This is a genomic window from Vibrio galatheae (genome assembly GCF_000967545.1).
GTDB classification, from domain to species: domain Bacteria; phylum Pseudomonadota; class Gammaproteobacteria; order Enterobacterales; family Vibrionaceae; genus Vibrio; species Vibrio galatheae.
Genome location: NZ_JXXV01000007.1, coordinates 256,019 through 272,832 on the forward strand (window position 1 = coordinate 256,019; position 16,814 = coordinate 272,832).

Here is a 16,814-nt window from a genome sequence, read left to right on the forward strand (position 1 = left end):
TTGTGACTTTGGTTCAAGTAATACTAATACTTAACACATTTAATCTTGTGAATTCACGCGCTTTATAGATGGAAAAGTGAAAAATTGGAGGTTAGACACATATTTAGCTGAACAATTTATGTTCAGCAGCAAGGGAGACCTTTGATGTGGGTCGCTTATTCAAATGTTGACATATAAACCAAGCGGTATTGATCATCTGGTTGAGATTGATGCCCGTGGAAATGCCAAGTCCTTGGCAGAGATAGAGAACATCTTCTGTGGCAACATTACCCACAGCGCCATACGCGTAGGGACATCCACCTAATCCGGCGACGCTGGAATCTATGCTGGTTATTCCCATTTGCAGTGCTTGATATAGGTTGGCGAGTGCTTGTCCGTATGTATCATGGAAATGAGCAGCAATTTGCTCAGGTTTTGCCTGGCTCAACACGGCTTCGATAACCTTGGCTATCTTAAGTGGCGTACCTGTACCCACTGTATCTCCAAGAGATATTTCACAGCACCCTATGTCTAACATCTCTCTGGCGATACTCATTACTTGGCTGGGGTGAGTCGCGCCATCGTAAGGGCAATCAACAATACACGAGAGGTAGCCTCGCACGGGAATTGCGTGCTTGGATGCCAACGCTATAACGTCCTTAAATCGCTCAAGGCTTTGCGAAATAGAGCAATTGATATTGCGTTGGCAAAAGCCTTCAGATGCTGAGGTAAACACCGCGACTTGGTTTACTCCACTGGCAATCGCCGATTCAAGCCCGCGAACATTGGGAGTTAACGTGCAATAGTTGACTCCCGGTTGGCGCGAGATGCGAGCGAACACCTCACTTGAGTTGGCCATTTGTGGTACTTTGGCCGCTGACACGAATGCACCGGACTCGATGTGTTTGAGTCCTGTGCGGGACAAGCGATTGACTAGCTCAATCTTAACCTCGAGAGGAAGTGCAGCCTCGTTCTGAAGACCATCGCGAGGGCCCACTTCTACGATTTTTACCGACTCTGGCAACGAGATGTTTGTATGGCTCATCATCTATTTCTCTCCATCCAGCTTGTACCAGTTCGGTACGCGCTTTTCGAGAAATGCGGCTAGGCCTTCTTGTCCCTGAGGTGAGACCCGCATATTAGCGATTAGGTCACTGGTGTAGCGTTTCATTGCTTCGTCAATCGGGGCATTGTGACAAGTGTGACAGAGCTTCTTTGCTTCGATTAGTGCTTGAGGGCTATGGGTTAATACCGGCTGGAGCCAATTCAAGGCGTCATTTTCTAGGCTGTCCGACTGGCATATCTGATGAACTATATTGAGCGACAAAGCGGTAGCTGCGTCTATTTTTTCAGCCGAAAGCATGTAACGCCGTGCGTGTCTGACGCCTACAGCACGAATAACATAAGGCGCGATGGTAGCGGGAACAAGGCCGAGTTTGACTTCACTCAGACAAAACATGGCATTTTTTTTGGCAATCACCATATCACAGCAACAAATGAGACCAAGTGCGCCGCCAAAAGCACAGCCTTGTACTAACGCGACACTAGGATGAGGAAAGCCATCAAGTTTTTCGAGCAAAGTGGCGAGTTGAAAGGCGTCAAGCTGGTTTTGTTGTTGGGTTTTCGCTGCCATCGAGCGCATCCACTCGACATCGGCTCCTGCTGAAAAATGCATGCCATGACCTGCGAGAACAAGTGCTCGTACCTTGTTATTAGCGGAAAGGGTATCGAGTGCGGCATTAAATTGCGTGATCACCTGAGCATTAAACGCATTGGCATAGTCTGGGCGATTAAGCGAAATAGTGGCGATGCCGAGCTCATCGATATTGACAAATAGCGGGTTGTCGGCCGTTTGAGCGTTTTGTTTCATCACAGACCTCACATTCTAAAAATGCCAAACTGAGTGTCACGGCTTGGAAGGTGACGCACTATGTTTAACGCGTGGGCTAATACGGTACGTGTCTGTTTTGGATCGATAATACCATCGTCCCAAAGCCGAGCACTGGCATAGTATGGATGACCTTGGGTTTCGTACAAATCGAGTATTTCGCTACGAAATTGTGCTTCTTCTTCCTGCGGCCAAGCGACGCCTTGTCGTTTCATTGTTTGCTGTTTCACTTGGGTTAACACACCAGCCGCTTGTTCTCCGCCCATCACCGAGATACGTGCATTAGGCCACATCCACATCATAGTCGGATCATAAGCTCGGCCACACATGCCGTAATTTCCAGCGCCGTAAGAGCCACCAATGATGACGGTGAATTTAGGTACATCGGCGCAGGCAACGGCCATGACCAGTTTCGCGCCGTTTTTCGCAATGCCTCCCTCTTCGGCTTTTTTGCCCACCATAAAGCCTGTGATGTTTTGCAGAAACAGCAGCGGAACATTGCGTTTACTACACAACTCAATAAAGTGTGCGCCTTTTTGTGCAGATTCTGAAAACAACACGCCATTATTGGCGATAACACCAATCAGTTGTCCCTCGATCCGGGCAAATCCACACACTAAGGTGGCGCCAAACAGCGCTTTAAACTCATCAAACTCCGAACCATCGACAATGCGTGCAATGATCTCACGCACATCAAATGAGAGACGCAGATTGGCACTGACCACACCGTAAATCTCGTCCGCAGAGTAGATTGGCGGTGACGCGTTTATTGTCTGTTGTGGCTTAGATTCAGGAGGGTTTAACTGAGTGTTGGCAATCGCCTCTCTGGCAAGTTGCATGGCGTGCTGCTCGTTGTCAGCATAGTAATCCGCGACGCCAGATTTTCGGCAGTGGATGTCGGCACCACCTAGCTCTTCTTCAGTCACGACTTCACCCGTTGCAGCTTTGACTAGTGGCGGCCCGGCTAAAAAGATGGTGCCTTGCTGTTTGACTATGATTGCGACGTCAGACATCGCCGGAATGTAGGCACCTCCTGCGGTACACAGACCTAATACCACGGCAATCTGTGGAATGCCTTGCGCTGACATGCGCGCCTGATTATAAAAAATGCGCCCAAAGTGTTCTTTGTCGGCAAACACTTCCGCTTGATGGGGGAGATTTGCGCCGCCTGAGTCGACCAGATAAATGCAGGGTAAATGGCAACGCTGGGCAATCTCTTGGGCTCTGAGGTGTTTCTTGACCGTCAGTGGGTAATAGGTGCCGCCCTTGACGGAAGGGTCGTTGGCAATAACCATGCATTGTAGGCCGCTGATTTGACCGATACCAGCAACAACTCCCGCGCAGGGCACCTTGTCTTGGTATACTTGCCAAGCGGCGAATTGACCTATTTCGAGAAAGTTACTCCCTTCATCAAGCAACAAGTCAATCCGTTCACGAACGGGAAGTTTTCCTTTGCTGCGCTGGTGTTCGAGCGCTTTTTCACCGCCGCCGAGTTTCAGTTGAGCGATGTCATTGTGTAGCTTATCGACCAGAGCAACCATTGCCGAATAGTTGTCGGCGTAGAGTGGGGCATCTGTTTTGATCTTTGATTTTATAACGGGCATATCGACCTCACTAGCGCGTTTCTTCAAACAGCTCTCTACCGATGAGCATCCGACGTATCTCAGATGTACCAGCGCCAATTTCGTATAGCTTGGCGTCTCTTAGCAAACGGCCGGCGGGAAACTCGTTGATGTAGCCATTTCCCCCCAGTAGCTGTATCGCGTCTAGGGCGATTTGTGTTGCCAGTTCGGCGCAGTAGAGTATTGCACCCGCTGCGTCTTTGCGGGTTGGCTGGCCTCTATCACAGGCATTGGCAACGGCATACAGGTAAGCGCGCGCGGCGTTAGTTCGGGTATACATATCAGCGATTTTGCCTTGCACTAGTTGGAACTCGCCAATCGACTGTCCAAACTGTTTACGCTCGTGGATGTAAGGGATAACTAAGTCGAGGCAGGCTTGCATGATTCCAAGCGGCCCGGCGGCGAGAACAACTCGTTCATAGTCGAGCCCGCTCATGAGTACTTTCACACCATGATTGACTTCACCTAGCACGTTCTCTCGCGGGACTTCGCAGTTTTCAAACACCAACTCGCAAGTGTTCGAGCCACGCATACCGAGCTTATCGAGTTTCTGTGCATGGCTAAAACCGCGAAAACTCTTCTCTACGATAAACGCCGTGATCCCATGCGCACCTTGGCTGGGCAGGGTTTTTGCGTAGACCACAATCACATCGGCATCTGGGCCATTGGTTATCCACATTTTTGAGCCATTAAGTAAGTAGTGGTCGCCATTTAACTCTGCCTTAAGCTGCATGGCGATCACATCTGAGCCTGCATTGGGTTCACTCATTGCCAAAGCGCCAATATGTTCACCGCTGACCAGTTTAGGTAAGTAGCGCTGACGTTGGCTATCGGAACCATTTTTATCGATTTGGTTGATACACAGGTTGGAGTGAGCGCCGTAACTTAACGCAACAGAGGCAGAGGCGCGGCTAATTTCTTCCATCGCAATCACGTGTGCGAGGTAACCCATGTTGGCGCCGCCGTACTCTTCACTCACCGTAACACCAAGCAGCCCCATCTCGCCGAGCAATGGCCACAGATGGTTGGGAAAAGCGTTGGCTTGGTCAATCTCTGCCGCAAGTGGGGCGATATGTTGTTGCGCGAACCCCGAAACATGTTCGCGCAGTAGGTTGAGTGATTCACTCAAACCAAAATTGAGAGGGGAGTATTGAGATAACATAACGCCTCCGAGCGATGGGTTGCGCGGCAACCCTTTGCAAATTGTGACTCGAAGACGGAGAGGCTAGTTAATTTGGCTAGCGCCTAATGCTTGCTCACACCGCTCTCGCGCTGTGTTAAGATCGTCAAGCATGTTCTTAATGTCATCGAGTTGGCGCATCAGCACCGCTTCTTTTTCGTCTATAATCTTCAGCATTTCAGTCAATTGAGTCTCACCTTGATGAGAATCATACAGCTCAAACAGCTCACGAATTTCAGCCAGAGAAAAACCGAGCCTTTTGCCGCGCAAAATCAGTTTTAAGCGTGTGCGATCCCGCCGGTTGTAGATACGCATACTGCCTTTGCGATCTGGTTGTATTAGCCCTTCGTCTTCATAAAAACGGATGCTTCTTGTTGTTATATCGAATTCTTTTGCTAGATCGCTGATCTTATATTTTTCCACTGAGCTTAAATTCCTACTATTTCTTGGCTGTTTTAATGCGGCGCAATAGGTCTGACTTGTGCCTAAGTTGATCGTTTTATTTTGTTTCTTTACGTTTACGTAAATGTTAGTGCTATGCTTACGTAAACGTCAAGAAATTAAGCTTTAGATTGAGCTTCATCCTGTCGGTTAAATTAGCGACGTGCAGGACAGGCACTACAGGATACAGATGGCGATTAACTTACCTAGTTAAGTTAAAGGAGTGATGGAATGGAACCCACAGAGATTTGGATTGTGTCAGCCAAACGAACCCCCATCGGCAAGTTTCAAGGATTGTTGGCGGAGTATTCGGCGCCGCAACTGGGCGCTGCTGCAATCCGCGCGGCTTTGGAACAAGCGCAAATCTCAGCCAGTGAGGTCAACGAAGTGTATATGGGCTGTGTATTACCGGCTGGATGTGGTCAAGCGCCAGCACGTCAAGCGGCGCTTAATGGTGGTTTGACGCAAAGCACGCCGTGTACCACGGTGAACAAAGTGTGTGGCTCGGGTATGAAGTCGGTGATGCTGGCCTATGATGCAATCCGGGCAGGCACACTCCAATGCGCGGTGGCTGGTGGCATGGAAAGCATGACCAATGCGCCTTATTTGCTGACTGATGCTCGACGCGGAATGAGGATGGGGCACAAAACCACCTATGACCACATGTTTTTAGATGGCCTTCAGGATGCCTATGAAGGGCAGTTGATGGGAATCTACGCTCAGCAAATAGCCGATAAACTTGAATTTAGCCGAGTTGAAATGGATGAGTGGGCGCAGCAATCCGTGCAAAGATCGCTGGCTGCCGATAAGCAGAACATGTTTAGCACTGAAATCGTACCAATGAAACTAGCAAATGGCGCGGTAGTAGATTACGACGAGCTGCCGCGCACCATTGACCCAAACAAGATCGCCAAGCTCAAACCGGCTTTTTCCGACAATGGTTCAATCACAGCGGCTAACTCGAGCGCAATTTCTGATGGCGCAAGTGCATTACTCCTGATGGAAGCTGAACAAGCCAAAAGACACAGCTTACAACCTTTGGCGGTAATCAAAGCACATACAACCCATGCTCGTAAACCAAGCGAATTTACCATCGCCCCCGTCTTTGCGATTGAGCAGCTACTCTCTGAACTCGACTGGGAAGTAGGTGACGTCAACCTATGGGAAATCAACGAAGCATTCGCGGTGGTGACTCAGATTGTGCTCAAGGAGCTTGGGCTCGATAGCAGTAAAGTCAACATTAAAGGCGGTGCGTGCGCCTTAGGTCATCCCATTGGTGCGAGCGGGGCAAGAATTCTCACTACGTTAATTTACAGCTTACGCCAGCTACAGGCATATGGGGTCGATGGCGATCCTGCGTCGCGTAAATCAATGAAAGGCATCGCGGCTATCTGTATTGGTGGCGGTGAAGCCACTGCCATCGCAGTCGAAGTCCCAGTTTAATGATTAAGTGAAGGAAATCACCATGACACAGCTAGTTCCATTATTTGTTGCAGGCGAGTTTTGCCATTCTGAAACCAGTCAATGGATTGAGGTCACTGACCCCGCGACCAACGCCGTGATTGCTGAAGTGCCCTGTGCGACAGACCAAGAAATGGAGCATGCCATCTGCGATGCGCAACGTGTCTTTGGCCAGTGGAAAAATGTGCCTGTGTCGGAGCGAGCACGGGTGATGCTCAAATATCAGCACTTACTCAAAGAGCATCATGATGAGATTGCGATGCTGCTCTCGAAGGAAACCGGTAAAACGACCGTTGATGCTAAAGGGGATGTTTGGCGAGGTATCGAAGTGGTCGAACAGGCGGCGAACATTGCCAGCAATATGATGGGCGAAACCGTCGAGAATGTCGCGACCGATATCGACACCTATTCACTGATCCAACCGCTTGGCGTCTGTTGCGGTATTACCCCGTTTAACTTTCCTGCCATGATTCCGTTATGGATGTTCCCACTTGCCATTGCAGCGGGAAACACATTTGTTCTCAAGCCTTCAGAGCAGGTGCCACTGACCGCGATGCGCTTGGCAGAGCTATTTGAGCAGGCGGGGGCGACTAAAGGTGTGTTACAGATTGTACATGGGGGTAAAGAGCAGGTGGACTATCTACTTGAGCACCCGCAGATTAAAGCGGTCTCTTTTGTCGGTTCGGTACCCGTTGCCCAGTATATCTACCACACAGGAACCGCCAATAATAAACGGGTTCAAGCCTTTGCAGGGGCGAAAAATCATATGGTGGTCATGCCTGATGCTAACAAGGCGCAAGTGATTAACAATTTAGTCGGATCATCGGTGGGCGCGGCTGGGCAACGCTGTATGGCGATTTCTGTGGCCGTATTTGTCGGCAGTGCGAAAGAGTGGATAGGCGATTTAGCGACCGAATTAGCCAAAGTTAAGCCCGGTGCCTGGAACGATGAGCAGGCTGGATACGGGCCGCTTATCAGCGAGCAAGCAAAACAGCGGGTGATCCGCTTAATTGAACAAGGGATAGCTCAGGGGGCGAAATGTGAGCTAAATGGTAGCCAATGTAGCGTAGCAGGGTTTCCTAATGGAAATTGGTTGGGGCCGACTTTGTTTAGTGGCGTCACCACCGACATGTCTATCTATCAACAAGAGATCTTTGGCCCAGTACTGGTGTGTTTAGAAGTCGACACATTGGAAGAGGCGATCGAGCTTATCAATAACAATCCTTATGGTAATGGTACCTCGATTTTTACTGCCAGTGGTGCTGCTGCGCGCAAGTATCAACATGAAATTTTGGTTGGTCAGGTCGGGATTAATGTCCCAATTCCAGTGCCGTTACCATTTTTCTCATTTACTGGCTGGCGCGGCAGTTTTTACGGTGACCTCCATGCCTACGGCAAGCAAGCAGTACGTTTCTACACCGAAACAAAAACCGTGACTGCGCGTTGGTTTGATGACGATATTCCAACCGGACCTAATATGAGCATCCAATTGCGATAGGAGGGGAAGATGGACTTTGAATTGAATGATGATCAAAGAGCTTTTGCTGATCTTGCCGCGCAGTTTTCTAGAGATCAACTGGCACCCAATGCGGCCAAGTGGGATGAAGAACAGATATTCCCTAAGCCAGTGCTAAAACAAGCGGGTGAGCTCGGTTTCTTAAGTCTTTACACCCCACAAGCGCAAGGTGGACTGGGATTAAGCCGCTTAGATTCATCAATCATCTTTGAACAGTTGGCGATGGGGTGCACCTCTACCACGGCGTTTATGACCATCCACAACATGGTGACCTGGATGGTGAGCAGTTTTGCCAGCGAGACTGTCAAGCAAACCGTCTGTCCCAAACTGATTAGCGGCGAGTGGCTTGGATCTTATTGTCTCACCGAGCCCAATGCCGGCTCTGACGCCGCTGCGCTTGGTACGAGCGCTACTTTGACTGATCAAGGCTACGTGATTAACGGCGCTAAGGTATTTATCTCGGGTGCGGGAGAAACCGAGGTTCTGGTTGTCATGGTGAGGACGGGCGGTGAAGGTGCAAAGGGCATTTCTGCCTTTGTGGTTCCTGCCAATAGTGATGGAGTGAGCTTTGGTCGCAAGGAACCCAAAATGGGTTGGAACTCGCAACCGACGCGCAGTATTACTTTTGACAATGTGCTGATTCCTAAACACAACTTACTCGGTGAAGAGGGGCAGGGATTCGCTTTTGCGATGAAAGGATTGGATGGTGGGCGGATTAACATTGCAACGTGCTCGGTGGGTACCGCGCAGCAAGCGTTGAATCAAGCAATTCAATACGTCAGTGAACGTAAGCAGTTTGGACAGGCGATATCAGATTTCCAAGCAGTGCAGTTTAAGCTGGCAGATATGGCAACAGAACTCGTAGCGGCAAGGCAGATGGTGCGTTTAGCTGCGAGCAAACTTGACCATGGTAATAGCGAGGCAACGGCGTACTGCGCGATGGCGAAACGTTTTGCCACTGACATTGGGTTCAAGGTGTGCGATCAAGCACTGCAACTTTATGGCGGCTACGGCTACATCAAAGAATACCCAATGGAACGCTACTTTCGTGATGTGCGCGTCCATCAAATCTTAGAAGGCTCGAATGAGATCATGCGCGTGATTATCGCAAGGCGCCTTTTAAGTGAAGGGTCGGCAATACTCTAGGGGGAAGCGAATTATGTCACAGCAAACACACAGTCAGATCGAATGCGAAATCATTGAGCATGTTGCGCTCATTACCATGAACAACCCGCCGGCAAACACGTGGACAAAACAGAGCCTGAATCAACTGCAAGATCTGGTCACCGCTTTAAATCAAAACCCAGAGATCTATGCGCTTGTTATTACCGGGCAGGGAGAGAAATTCTTTTGCGCAGGAGCCGATCTGAATCTGTTTGCATCAGGTGATACTCGCGTTGCTGCCGAAATGGCCCGTGCTTTTGGTGAAGCGTTTGAAACGTTAAGTGCGTTTCGCGGGGTTTCCATCGCAGCGATCAATGGCTATGCAATGGGTGGTGGGCTTGAGGTTGCACTGGCGTGCGATATCCGCATTGCTGAGCAACAAGCTAAGTTAGCCTTACCCGAGGCAAAAGTCGGTTTGTTGCCATGTGCGGGAGGTACCCAAAATTTAACCGCATTAGTTGGTGAAGGGTGGGCGAAACGGATCATTCTTTGTGGTGAGCAAGTTACGGCTGAAAAGGCGCTCACCATTGGCCTTGTTGAAGAAGTGGTTGAGCTAGGAAAATCACTTGAGGCGGCAATGGCATTAGCCGCAATGGTCGCCAATCAGGCGCCGCCAGCGGTTTCTGCCTGTAAAACCTTAATTCAAAACACTCGCTCTAATCCTATATCACATGGATTAGTCAAAGAGCGAGAGCTATTCATTCACCTATTTGATACCCAAGATCAGACCGAAGGTGTGAATGCCTTTTTAGAAAAACGTCGACCTGAATGGCAGAACAAATAGGTTGAGGAGGACGTGATATGAGCGGTTCAGTTCAGTTCAGCGAATTACCTTGCAGCGACAGTGAACACAAGATCGCAGTCGCCACATTAGACAATGCAGACTCACTCAATGCTTTGTCACTCAATATGCTTAAAGCGTTAAAGCAGCAACTGACACTCTGGCACGAAGATGATGCGATTGTCTGTGTGTTAATTGAAGGAACAGGCAACAAGGCGTTTTGTGCAGGTGGGGATGTGCGCACCATGTACCACGTCATGCGTGACGCCAGCGATGATGAAATTACCGACTTTTGCTGTGAGTACTTTACGCTTGAATATCAGTGTGATTACCTGATTCACACCTACTGCAAGCCGATTGTCGCTTGGGGAGAAGGTATTGTGATGGGCGGGGGTATGGGCCTGTATATGGGGTCGAGCCACAAAGTCGTCACGCCCAGCTCTCGCTTGGCGATGCCAGAAATTAGTATTGGCCTGTATCCGGATGTTGGCGCAACTTGGTTTCTTAATCGTCTCGATCAAGGGGTTGGCTTGTTTCTCGGTTTAACCGGAATGATGGTAAACGCGACCGACGCGCTTTCACTTCATCTTGCGGATCATCTCGTGCTACCCGAACACAAAGCTATGTTGCTCCAACAGCTTCAAGTGGCGGATTGGGAATGTGTTGATGATGAATATGAAGTGGTTACTGAGATGCTAGAAGCGTTTCAGGCCGAAGCCCATGGACATCAACCTGATCCACAGATTTCACCCTATCTCAGTCAGATCCAGACTGCCTGTCAGGCGGATAGCGTGATTCAAGTGGTCGATAGTATTAATGCGATTGTTGGCAATGAAGCTTGGCTAGCGACGGCGAAAAGCAACTTGACGTCGGGAAGCCCCATCACCGCACATATTTGCTATCGACAGATGACGCAATATCACCACTTATCGTTGGCAGATTGTTTTCGCTTAGAGCTGGACCTTTCGCTTCGCTGTGCCCTGTTAGGTGAATTTCGAGAGGGAGTTCGCTCACGCTTAATCGACAAAGATAATCAGCCCAACTGGCGGTTTAAACATGTCGCTCAGGTGGATGAAAAAGTCATTGATAGTCTGTTTACTTCATTGTGGCAGCAAGATTCTCACCCTCTATCCCAACTTGGACACTACTAAGGAGCATTCGGCATGGAAACCATCGCATTTATCGGCTTAGGTAATATGGGCGGACCAATGGCACTTAATCTGCTTAACGCCAAACTCAGCGTCAAAGTTTATGACCTAGTCGACAGTCTCGCTAAGCCTCTGGCAGACGCTGGCGCAACGGTGTGCCAAGATCTGCAAAGTGTGGTCGAAGATGCCGACGTAGTGATTACCATGTTACCTGCGGGTGAGCACGTCAGAGCGGTTTATCTCGGTAGCTCTGATCGGCAAGGCTTGCTCACTCATATCAAGCAGGGAACCTTGATTATTGATTCTTCCACTATCGATCCTGAATCCGCACGTTTGGTGGGTGACGCCGCTCAAGAACGTGGGATTTATTTCGCCGATGCGCCCGTTTCTGGTGGTGTCGCGGGCGCAAAGGCGGGCACCTTAACTTTTATTGTTGGTGGCAGTGATGAATCATTCCACAAAGCGCAGCAAGTGTTGCAACACATGGGTAAGAACATCTTTCACGCTGGCCCAACTGGCAGTGGGCAAATGGGTAAAATCTGTAACAACCTGATGCTGGGAATCTTAATGACGGGCACGTGTGAGGCTCTCAATTTAGGTATCGACAACGGGTTAGATCCCAAAGTGCTGTCTAATATCATGCTGCAAAGTTCAGGACGAAACTGGGCGCTGGAACTCTATAATCCATGTCCGGGCGTGATGGAAAATGCGCCCGCATCGAATCGTTATCAGCCCGGGTTTATGAGTAAGCTAATGCTCAAAGATCTTGGTCTAGGATTAGAAGCCGCGACCAAGAGTCAATCGTCGGTGCCAATGGGAGCACTCGCTCGAAATTTGTATGCTTTGCACAATATGCAAGGTAACGAGGAGCTCGATTTTTCCAGCTTGTTTGAGTTCTATCAGAGCAAAGCCAACAAGTAGAGGGAGTTTGGCTATGGACTTAAAGGAAAGTGTTGTTGCGATTACAGGTGCTGGTCAGGGATTAGGTCAAATGATGGCGGTGACATTAGCCCATGCAGGTGCAGAATTAGCTCTAATTGATGTGAATGACGATGCGTTAAAACAGACCCAAGATCAGTGTCATATGTTAGGGGCAAAGGCGTTGAATTACCTCGCCGATGTCACTAACGAGGCGCAAGTCGAGCAAACGTTTAGTGACATTGTCACTGACTTTGGTCACTTGGATGGGCTGGTGAATAATGCGGGTATTCTCCGAGATGGTATGCTGGTAAAGGTGAAAAATGGCCAGACGAGCAAGATGTCGCTCGAACAATTTAATTCGGTCATCAATGTCAATTTAACCGGCACGTTCTTATGTGGTCGTGAAGCTGCACTGCGCATGATTCAAACTGAGCGCAAAGGACTGATCATTAATATCTCTAGTGTCGCTCGGGCTGGGAACATTGGGCAGACCAACTATGCAGCGTCGAAAGCCGCCGTCGCCGCGTTGGCGACAACCTGGGCTAAGGAACTGGCAAAGTATGGTATTCGCGCCGCAGCTATTGCACCTGGGGTCATTAAAACGCCGATGGCCGCACAAATGAAGCCTGAAGCTATCACCCGATTAGAGTCGATGATCCCCGTAGGCCGAATGGGCGAAACTGCTGAGATCGCCAATACAGTCCGGTTTATGTTTGAAAACGACTATATCAATGGGCGGGTTATCGAGGTGGATGGCGGGATCAGAATGTAACGTCGAATAAAATTAGAAAATGACTTTTCTATCAATTAATTTTTCTACTTCGTCGAAAAGTTTAGATTTTGTGTATACACTTACAGGACAGTGTACCTATCGCTATTGCGAGCACCGAATCTTTGTGCTTCAGGAACACTAGTAAGATGGAAGAGTTAGAACTCGGTTGTTCATTGTTACATGTTCTAACTAAATAAAAAATATAAGGAAATTCTGTGAGGTTGGTTCTATGAGAATTGCTACTAAGATAGTGTTGGCATCGACACTATTATGTTCTTTGGCGGTAGTTGCAACGGGTGTGATTGTTGGGTGGCGTTCATCTGATCTTTCTGAAACTGCGTTGTATCAAAGAGCAAACAGTCAATTGATTTCAGTGCGAGAAATCAAAAAAGCTGAAATAGAACGCTACTTTAACCAGATAAGTGGTCAAATCGTGACTACGGCCAATTCAGTTGGTGTACAAGAAGCTATTGTTGCGTTCAGTGAAGCCTTCCAGAAATACCCGATTGAGAAAGTGTCTAAAAGTGATTTAGACCAGCTAAGCTCATACTATCAATCAAGTTTTGCGCCTTCTTATCAAAAAGCCAACGGTACATCGGCCAATGAGCTGCAAAAACTCAACATGTTGTCTAGGCAAGGAAAGGCACTTCAAGCTCGCTACATTGCCCATAATACCCATCCATCGGGTGAAAAGCATAAGCTAGTCAGTGACTCTTTAGGGGCTGAGTATGATTCTGTTCATGCAAGGTTTCACCCCAGCATCAAAGGCTTTTTGGAACAATTTGGCTATTACGATATCTTTATGGTCGATAAAGAGGGTAATGTTGTTTACTCGGTGTTTAAAGAGCTCGATTATGCGTCGAATTTAAACAACGGCCCCTATGCTAATAGTGGCCTTGCTAAGGCATATAAGCAGGCGTTGAACTTACCAGCGAATCAATTTTATCTCGAAGATTTTTCGCCTTATTACCCATCTTACGAAGCTGCCGCGTCGTTTATCGCTACCCCGATTAAACAATCAGGTCAAACCCTTGGTGTGTTGATTTTCCAAATGCCGGTTGATGAGATCAATCACATCATGACATTTGGAGGTGATTGGAACTATGCTGGCCTCGGTAGCAGCGGTGAAACCTACCTTGTTGGTCAAGATGGTTTGCTTCGCAGTGAGTCGCGTTTTCTGATGGAAGAGCCAGAAAGTTATTTCTCTGCAATGGCACAATCTGGTGTATCTCAGTCTGTGTTAGCACAGATTCGCGCAAAGTCGTCGGCAATAGATCGCCAGCCTGTGGTTACCCCAACGTCTAAGCTTGCTCTAAAAGGGCAAAGCGGATCGGATTTAATTAAAGATTACCGTAACGTAGAGGTACTTTCTGCCTATGCGCCCGTGAGTGTGGCGGGCCTGACTTGGGGACTTGTTACTGAGATAGATAAGCAAGAAGCGTTAAGTGACCTTGATGTGTTAACACACTCGCTTTTGATCACTGTCATCAGCAGCATTGTCGTGGTGGTGGCTGTTGCCATTGCTATCTCTTATGTGTTGGGTTACAGCATTGCCAAGCCGATTAAACTCGCCAGTGAAAAAGTTCAGCAGATTGCTGAGCATAATGATCTTACTCAGCGACTTGAAGAGTCGGGTAAGGATGAAATGTCCGATCTGGCGGTATCGCTCAATGCGCTATTTGCTCACTTACAAGATATCATCGGCCAATTCGCGCAAACGACCAATAACCTCAATAGCAATACGCGAAGTATGGCGGGGAACATGAATCGAGCGCGTGATTCCGTTGCCGATCAAAACCATAGGACCGAATCTGTCGCCACCGCGGTTAACGAAATGAGCGCTTCAATTGCAGAGGTCGCACAGTTTGCTTCACGTGCTGCGGAATTCGTTAGAAATGCCAATGACACGGGTAGCGAAGGTGTCCAAGTTGGGCAAAGCTTGGGGAACGAAATTTCTCGCTTAGATGACGAAATGAAAACCGCCGTAGAAGCGATTCAAAGATTGCACCATGAAACCAACTCCATTGCTGAAGTATTGGACGTGATTCAGGGTATTGCTGAGCAAACCAATTTGCTTGCACTGAACGCTGCCATTGAAGCCGCAAGGGCAGGAGAGCAAGGACGAGGGTTTGCGGTTGTGGCCGACGAAGTGCGCTCTCTCGCCGGACGAACACAAACCTCTACTGAGGAAATCCGAGCCAAGATAGAATCACTGCAGCGCGAGACCGATAGTGTTTCTCATAGTATTGAAAATGCGAACAGCACAGTTGCAGACGGCGTTGAAACCTGTGACAAGAATACTCAAATGCTTGAACAAATTGTTTCCATGCTCAATGAACTTAATGAAATGAACATTCAAATTGCAGCTGCAACCGAAGAGCAAAAGGCGGTGACAGATGAGATAAGTGGCAGCATTACTTCAATTGCTGACGCTTCCTCGGCTGTGTCCGTTCAAGTACAGGATGTTGATGACGTTATACAGGGCATTTCAAATGAATCGGATCGCCTCAATACCGAGGTCTCCCAATTTAAATATTGAAGGCGAGTGGTGTAACTTTCCGCTTAAAGCTCTTTCATAACGAAAGAGCTTTTTGTTTTACACAAATAATTTTGAACCGTGTTAGCAATGCAGCTATGTTGTTATATCCAATCTTGAAGTTGTTCAGTTAATTGACATAGACTCAAACCAAATCAAATGGAGTAGACAACATATGGATCTGAAATTATTTCTTGGTAACCTGACCCAATCACCAAGCAGCATTGAGTTTGAAGATACAATGGCAGTGATTGATGCCAACTATGACTTCACCCCGACGGCGTTTGTTAATGGTGAGACACTCAATGACGCGAATCAAAACAATGGCTCGTGTAAAATCTTTGCCTTTGCCCTTCTAAACCAACTTGCGCCTTCAGAAACCTTGGCTTGCTTTGGTAAATTTTATCGTGAAGACGTATTGGGCCATCCAGAAGGTCAAGATCACGCCAATATTCGTAATTTTATTCAGTTTGGCTGGCAGGGCATTAGATTCCAAGGTGAAGCTCTGGCCGCGAAATAACCGAGAAAGGAGCGTTGGGCTCCTTTCTCATTTGAGGGCTTAAAATGAATAATACTGAACTGGCCAACTATCTCGATGGCTTTAACTGTGCTGAATCAGACTACCCGTTTGGGCCAGATGCCTTAGTGTATAAAGTGAAAGGTAAGATGTTCGCCATTTTGTCCAAGCGCGAAGGAAGAGAATACGTGACGGTCAAAATCATTCCAGAAGATGGCGAGGTGCTGACGTCGCAGTTTGTTGATATTACTCCTGGTTACCATACCAATAAGCGGCATTGGGTGACAATCTATTACCCTGGTGATGTGGAAGATGGTTTGGTGCAAGACTTGTGTGAACGGTCTTATCAACTCGTTGCTAAGAAACTTTCTAAAGCAGCACGTTTAGAACTGGGCATTGGTTAGACGTAAAAATAACCAAACGCGATCAAACAAGCGTCATATTGCTTTAAAACTCAGCAAACAAAATAAAAAACCGGATTTTTATTTGACTCTCTTTGCTCAATCCGTAGAGTATGCAGCCAACGCAACGGTAGATGACTTAAAGCGTTGATATAAGGCGCGTTGGCAGAGTGGCTATGCAGCGGATTGCAAATCCGTGGACCTCGGTTCGACTCCGGGACGCGCCTCCATTTGCGACACTAGCTCAGTTGGTAGAGCGCAACCTTGCCAAGGTTGAGGTCACGAGTTCGAACCTCGTGTGTCGCTCCAAATTTTTGTTAATATTGATTGTATGTCGATATTTTAGATGGTGTTTTACGTTTTCAGTAAAGGCATCACAAATTAAGATTTGTGTGCCCTGGTGGTGGAATTGGTAGACACAAGGGATTTAAAATCCCTCGGCGTTCGCGCTGTGCCGGTTCAAGTCCGGCCCGGGGCACCATCTTAC

Annotated in this window: 15 protein-coding genes and 3 tRNA genes; 13 read left to right on the forward strand and 5 right to left on the reverse strand. The window is 48.2% G+C overall.

Going from position 1 to position 16,814, the window contains the following annotated elements; genetic code table 11:
- Positions 1-103 precede the first annotated feature (103 nt).
- From TW81_RS03890 to TW81_RS03910, 5 genes are all read right to left on the reverse strand, one after another.
- The gene (locus TW81_RS03890; protein WP_204243983.1) at positions 104-1,024 is read right to left on the reverse strand and encodes a hydroxymethylglutaryl-CoA lyase; all 921 of its coding nucleotides are present in this window, start codon (positions 1,022-1,024) and stop codon (positions 104-106) included.
- Positions 1,025-1,027: 3 nt separating this feature from the next.
- Positions 1,028-1,849 (reverse strand): enoyl-CoA hydratase-related protein, encoded by an 822-nt coding sequence (locus TW81_RS03895; protein WP_045954413.1) that lies wholly within the window; start codon positions 1,847-1,849, stop codon positions 1,028-1,030.
- 8 nt (positions 1,850-1,857) lie between these two features.
- Positions 1,858-3,471, reverse strand: a complete 1,614-nt coding sequence (locus tag TW81_RS03900) for a carboxyl transferase domain-containing protein (RefSeq protein WP_045954414.1) — start codon at positions 3,469-3,471, stop codon at positions 1,858-1,860.
- A gap of 10 nt (positions 3,472-3,481) precedes the next feature.
- A complete protein-coding gene (locus TW81_RS03905) occupies positions 3,482-4,651 on the reverse strand; it encodes an isovaleryl-CoA dehydrogenase (RefSeq protein WP_045954415.1) in 1,170 nt (389 codons plus the stop codon).
- Positions 4,652-4,714: 63 nt separating this feature from the next.
- Positions 4,715-5,092, reverse strand: a complete 378-nt coding sequence (locus TW81_RS03910; protein WP_045954416.1) for a MerR family transcriptional regulator — start codon at positions 5,090-5,092, stop codon at positions 4,715-4,717.
- Between the two features lie 249 nt (positions 5,093-5,341).
- Between TW81_RS03910 and TW81_RS03915 the strand changes: the two genes are divergently transcribed.
- From TW81_RS03915 to TW81_RS03975, 13 genes are all read left to right on the forward strand, one after another.
- Entirely contained in the window at positions 5,342-6,553 is a 1,212-nt protein-coding gene (locus TW81_RS03915) for a thiolase family protein (protein ID WP_045954417.1), read from the forward strand.
- Positions 6,554-6,575: 22 nt separating this feature from the next.
- Positions 6,576-8,069, forward strand: coding sequence for a CoA-acylating methylmalonate-semialdehyde dehydrogenase (locus tag TW81_RS03920; protein WP_045954418.1), 1,494 nt, complete (start codon positions 6,576-6,578; stop codon positions 8,067-8,069).
- 9 nt (positions 8,070-8,078) lie between these two features.
- Positions 8,079-9,233 carry an acyl-CoA dehydrogenase family protein gene (locus TW81_RS03925; RefSeq protein ID WP_045954419.1) on the forward strand — a complete coding sequence of 385 codons (1,155 nt, stop codon included), beginning with the start codon at positions 8,079-8,081 and terminating at the stop codon, positions 9,231-9,233.
- 13 nt (positions 9,234-9,246) lie between these two features.
- Positions 9,247-10,035, forward strand: a complete 789-nt coding sequence (locus TW81_RS03930) for an enoyl-CoA hydratase (RefSeq protein WP_045954420.1) — start codon at positions 9,247-9,249, stop codon at positions 10,033-10,035.
- Positions 10,036-10,052: 17 nt separating this feature from the next.
- A complete protein-coding gene (locus TW81_RS03935; RefSeq protein ID WP_045954421.1) occupies positions 10,053-11,183 on the forward strand; it encodes an enoyl-CoA hydratase/isomerase family protein in 1,131 nt (376 codons plus the stop codon).
- A gap of 12 nt (positions 11,184-11,195) precedes the next feature.
- Positions 11,196-12,101, forward strand: a complete 906-nt coding sequence (mmsB, locus tag TW81_RS03940) for a 3-hydroxyisobutyrate dehydrogenase (protein ID WP_045954422.1) — start codon at positions 11,196-11,198, stop codon at positions 12,099-12,101.
- Positions 12,102-12,114: 13 nt separating this feature from the next.
- Positions 12,115-12,873 (forward strand): SDR family oxidoreductase, encoded by a 759-nt coding sequence (locus TW81_RS03945; protein ID WP_045954423.1) that lies wholly within the window; start codon positions 12,115-12,117, stop codon positions 12,871-12,873.
- Positions 12,874-13,102: 229 nt separating this feature from the next.
- Positions 13,103-15,412: a methyl-accepting chemotaxis protein gene (locus tag TW81_RS03950; RefSeq protein WP_045954424.1), complete on the forward strand. Its 2,310-nt coding sequence runs from the start codon at positions 13,103-13,105 to the stop codon at positions 15,410-15,412.
- Positions 15,413-15,584: 172 nt separating this feature from the next.
- Positions 15,585-15,929, forward strand: coding sequence for a HopJ type III effector protein (locus TW81_RS03955; RefSeq protein WP_045954425.1), 345 nt, complete (start codon positions 15,585-15,587; stop codon positions 15,927-15,929).
- A 44-nt stretch (positions 15,930-15,973) separates the two neighbouring features.
- Complete coding sequence (locus TW81_RS03960) at positions 15,974-16,330, forward strand: MmcQ/YjbR family DNA-binding protein (protein WP_045954426.1); 357 nt, start codon at positions 15,974-15,976, stop codon at positions 16,328-16,330.
- A gap of 153 nt (positions 16,331-16,483) precedes the next feature.
- A tRNA-Cys gene (locus tag TW81_RS03965) sits at positions 16,484-16,557 on the forward strand.
- Between the two features lie 3 nt (positions 16,558-16,560).
- Positions 16,561-16,636: transfer RNA gene (locus tag TW81_RS03970), tRNA-Gly, on the forward strand.
- An 85-nt stretch (positions 16,637-16,721) separates the two neighbouring features.
- Positions 16,722-16,808, forward strand: a tRNA-Leu gene (locus tag TW81_RS03975).
- Positions 16,809-16,814: the final 6 nt, after the last annotated feature.

Excerpts from the sequence above, each read along its gene's own strand:
- TW81_RS03900 (WP_045954414.1), bottom strand. The coding sequence starts at position 3,471 with ATGCCCGTTATAAAATCAAAGATCAAAACAGATGCCCCACTCTACGCC.
- TW81_RS03950 (WP_045954424.1), top strand. The coding sequence starts at position 13,103 with ATGAGAATTGCTACTAAGATAGTGTTGGCATCGACACTATTATGTTCT.
- TW81_RS03935 (WP_045954421.1), top strand. The coding sequence starts at position 10,053 with ATGAGCGGTTCAGTTCAGTTCAGCGAATTACCTTGCAGCGACAGTGAA.
- TW81_RS03915 (WP_045954417.1), top strand. The coding sequence starts at position 5,342 with ATGGAACCCACAGAGATTTGGATTGTGTCAGCCAAACGAACCCCCATC.
- TW81_RS03920 (WP_045954418.1), top strand. The coding sequence starts at position 6,576 with ATGACACAGCTAGTTCCATTATTTGTTGCAGGCGAGTTTTGCCATTCT.
- TW81_RS03905 (WP_045954415.1), bottom strand. The coding sequence starts at position 4,651 with ATGTTATCTCAATACTCCCCTCTCAATTTTGGTTTGAGTGAATCACTC.
- TW81_RS03890 (WP_204243983.1), bottom strand. The coding sequence starts at position 1,024 with ATGAGCCATACAAACATCTCGTTGCCAGAGTCGGTAAAAATCGTAGAA.
- TW81_RS03960 (WP_045954426.1), top strand. The coding sequence starts at position 15,974 with ATGAATAATACTGAACTGGCCAACTATCTCGATGGCTTTAACTGTGCT.
- TW81_RS03925 (WP_045954419.1), top strand. The coding sequence starts at position 8,079 with ATGGACTTTGAATTGAATGATGATCAAAGAGCTTTTGCTGATCTTGCC.
- TW81_RS03930 (WP_045954420.1), top strand. The coding sequence starts at position 9,247 with ATGTCACAGCAAACACACAGTCAGATCGAATGCGAAATCATTGAGCAT.
- mmsB (WP_045954422.1), top strand. The coding sequence starts at position 11,196 with ATGGAAACCATCGCATTTATCGGCTTAGGTAATATGGGCGGACCAATG.
- TW81_RS03895 (WP_045954413.1), bottom strand. The coding sequence starts at position 1,849 with ATGAAACAAAACGCTCAAACGGCCGACAACCCGCTATTTGTCAATATC.
- TW81_RS03955 (WP_045954425.1), top strand. The coding sequence starts at position 15,585 with ATGGATCTGAAATTATTTCTTGGTAACCTGACCCAATCACCAAGCAGC.
- TW81_RS03945 (WP_045954423.1), top strand. The coding sequence starts at position 12,115 with ATGGACTTAAAGGAAAGTGTTGTTGCGATTACAGGTGCTGGTCAGGGA.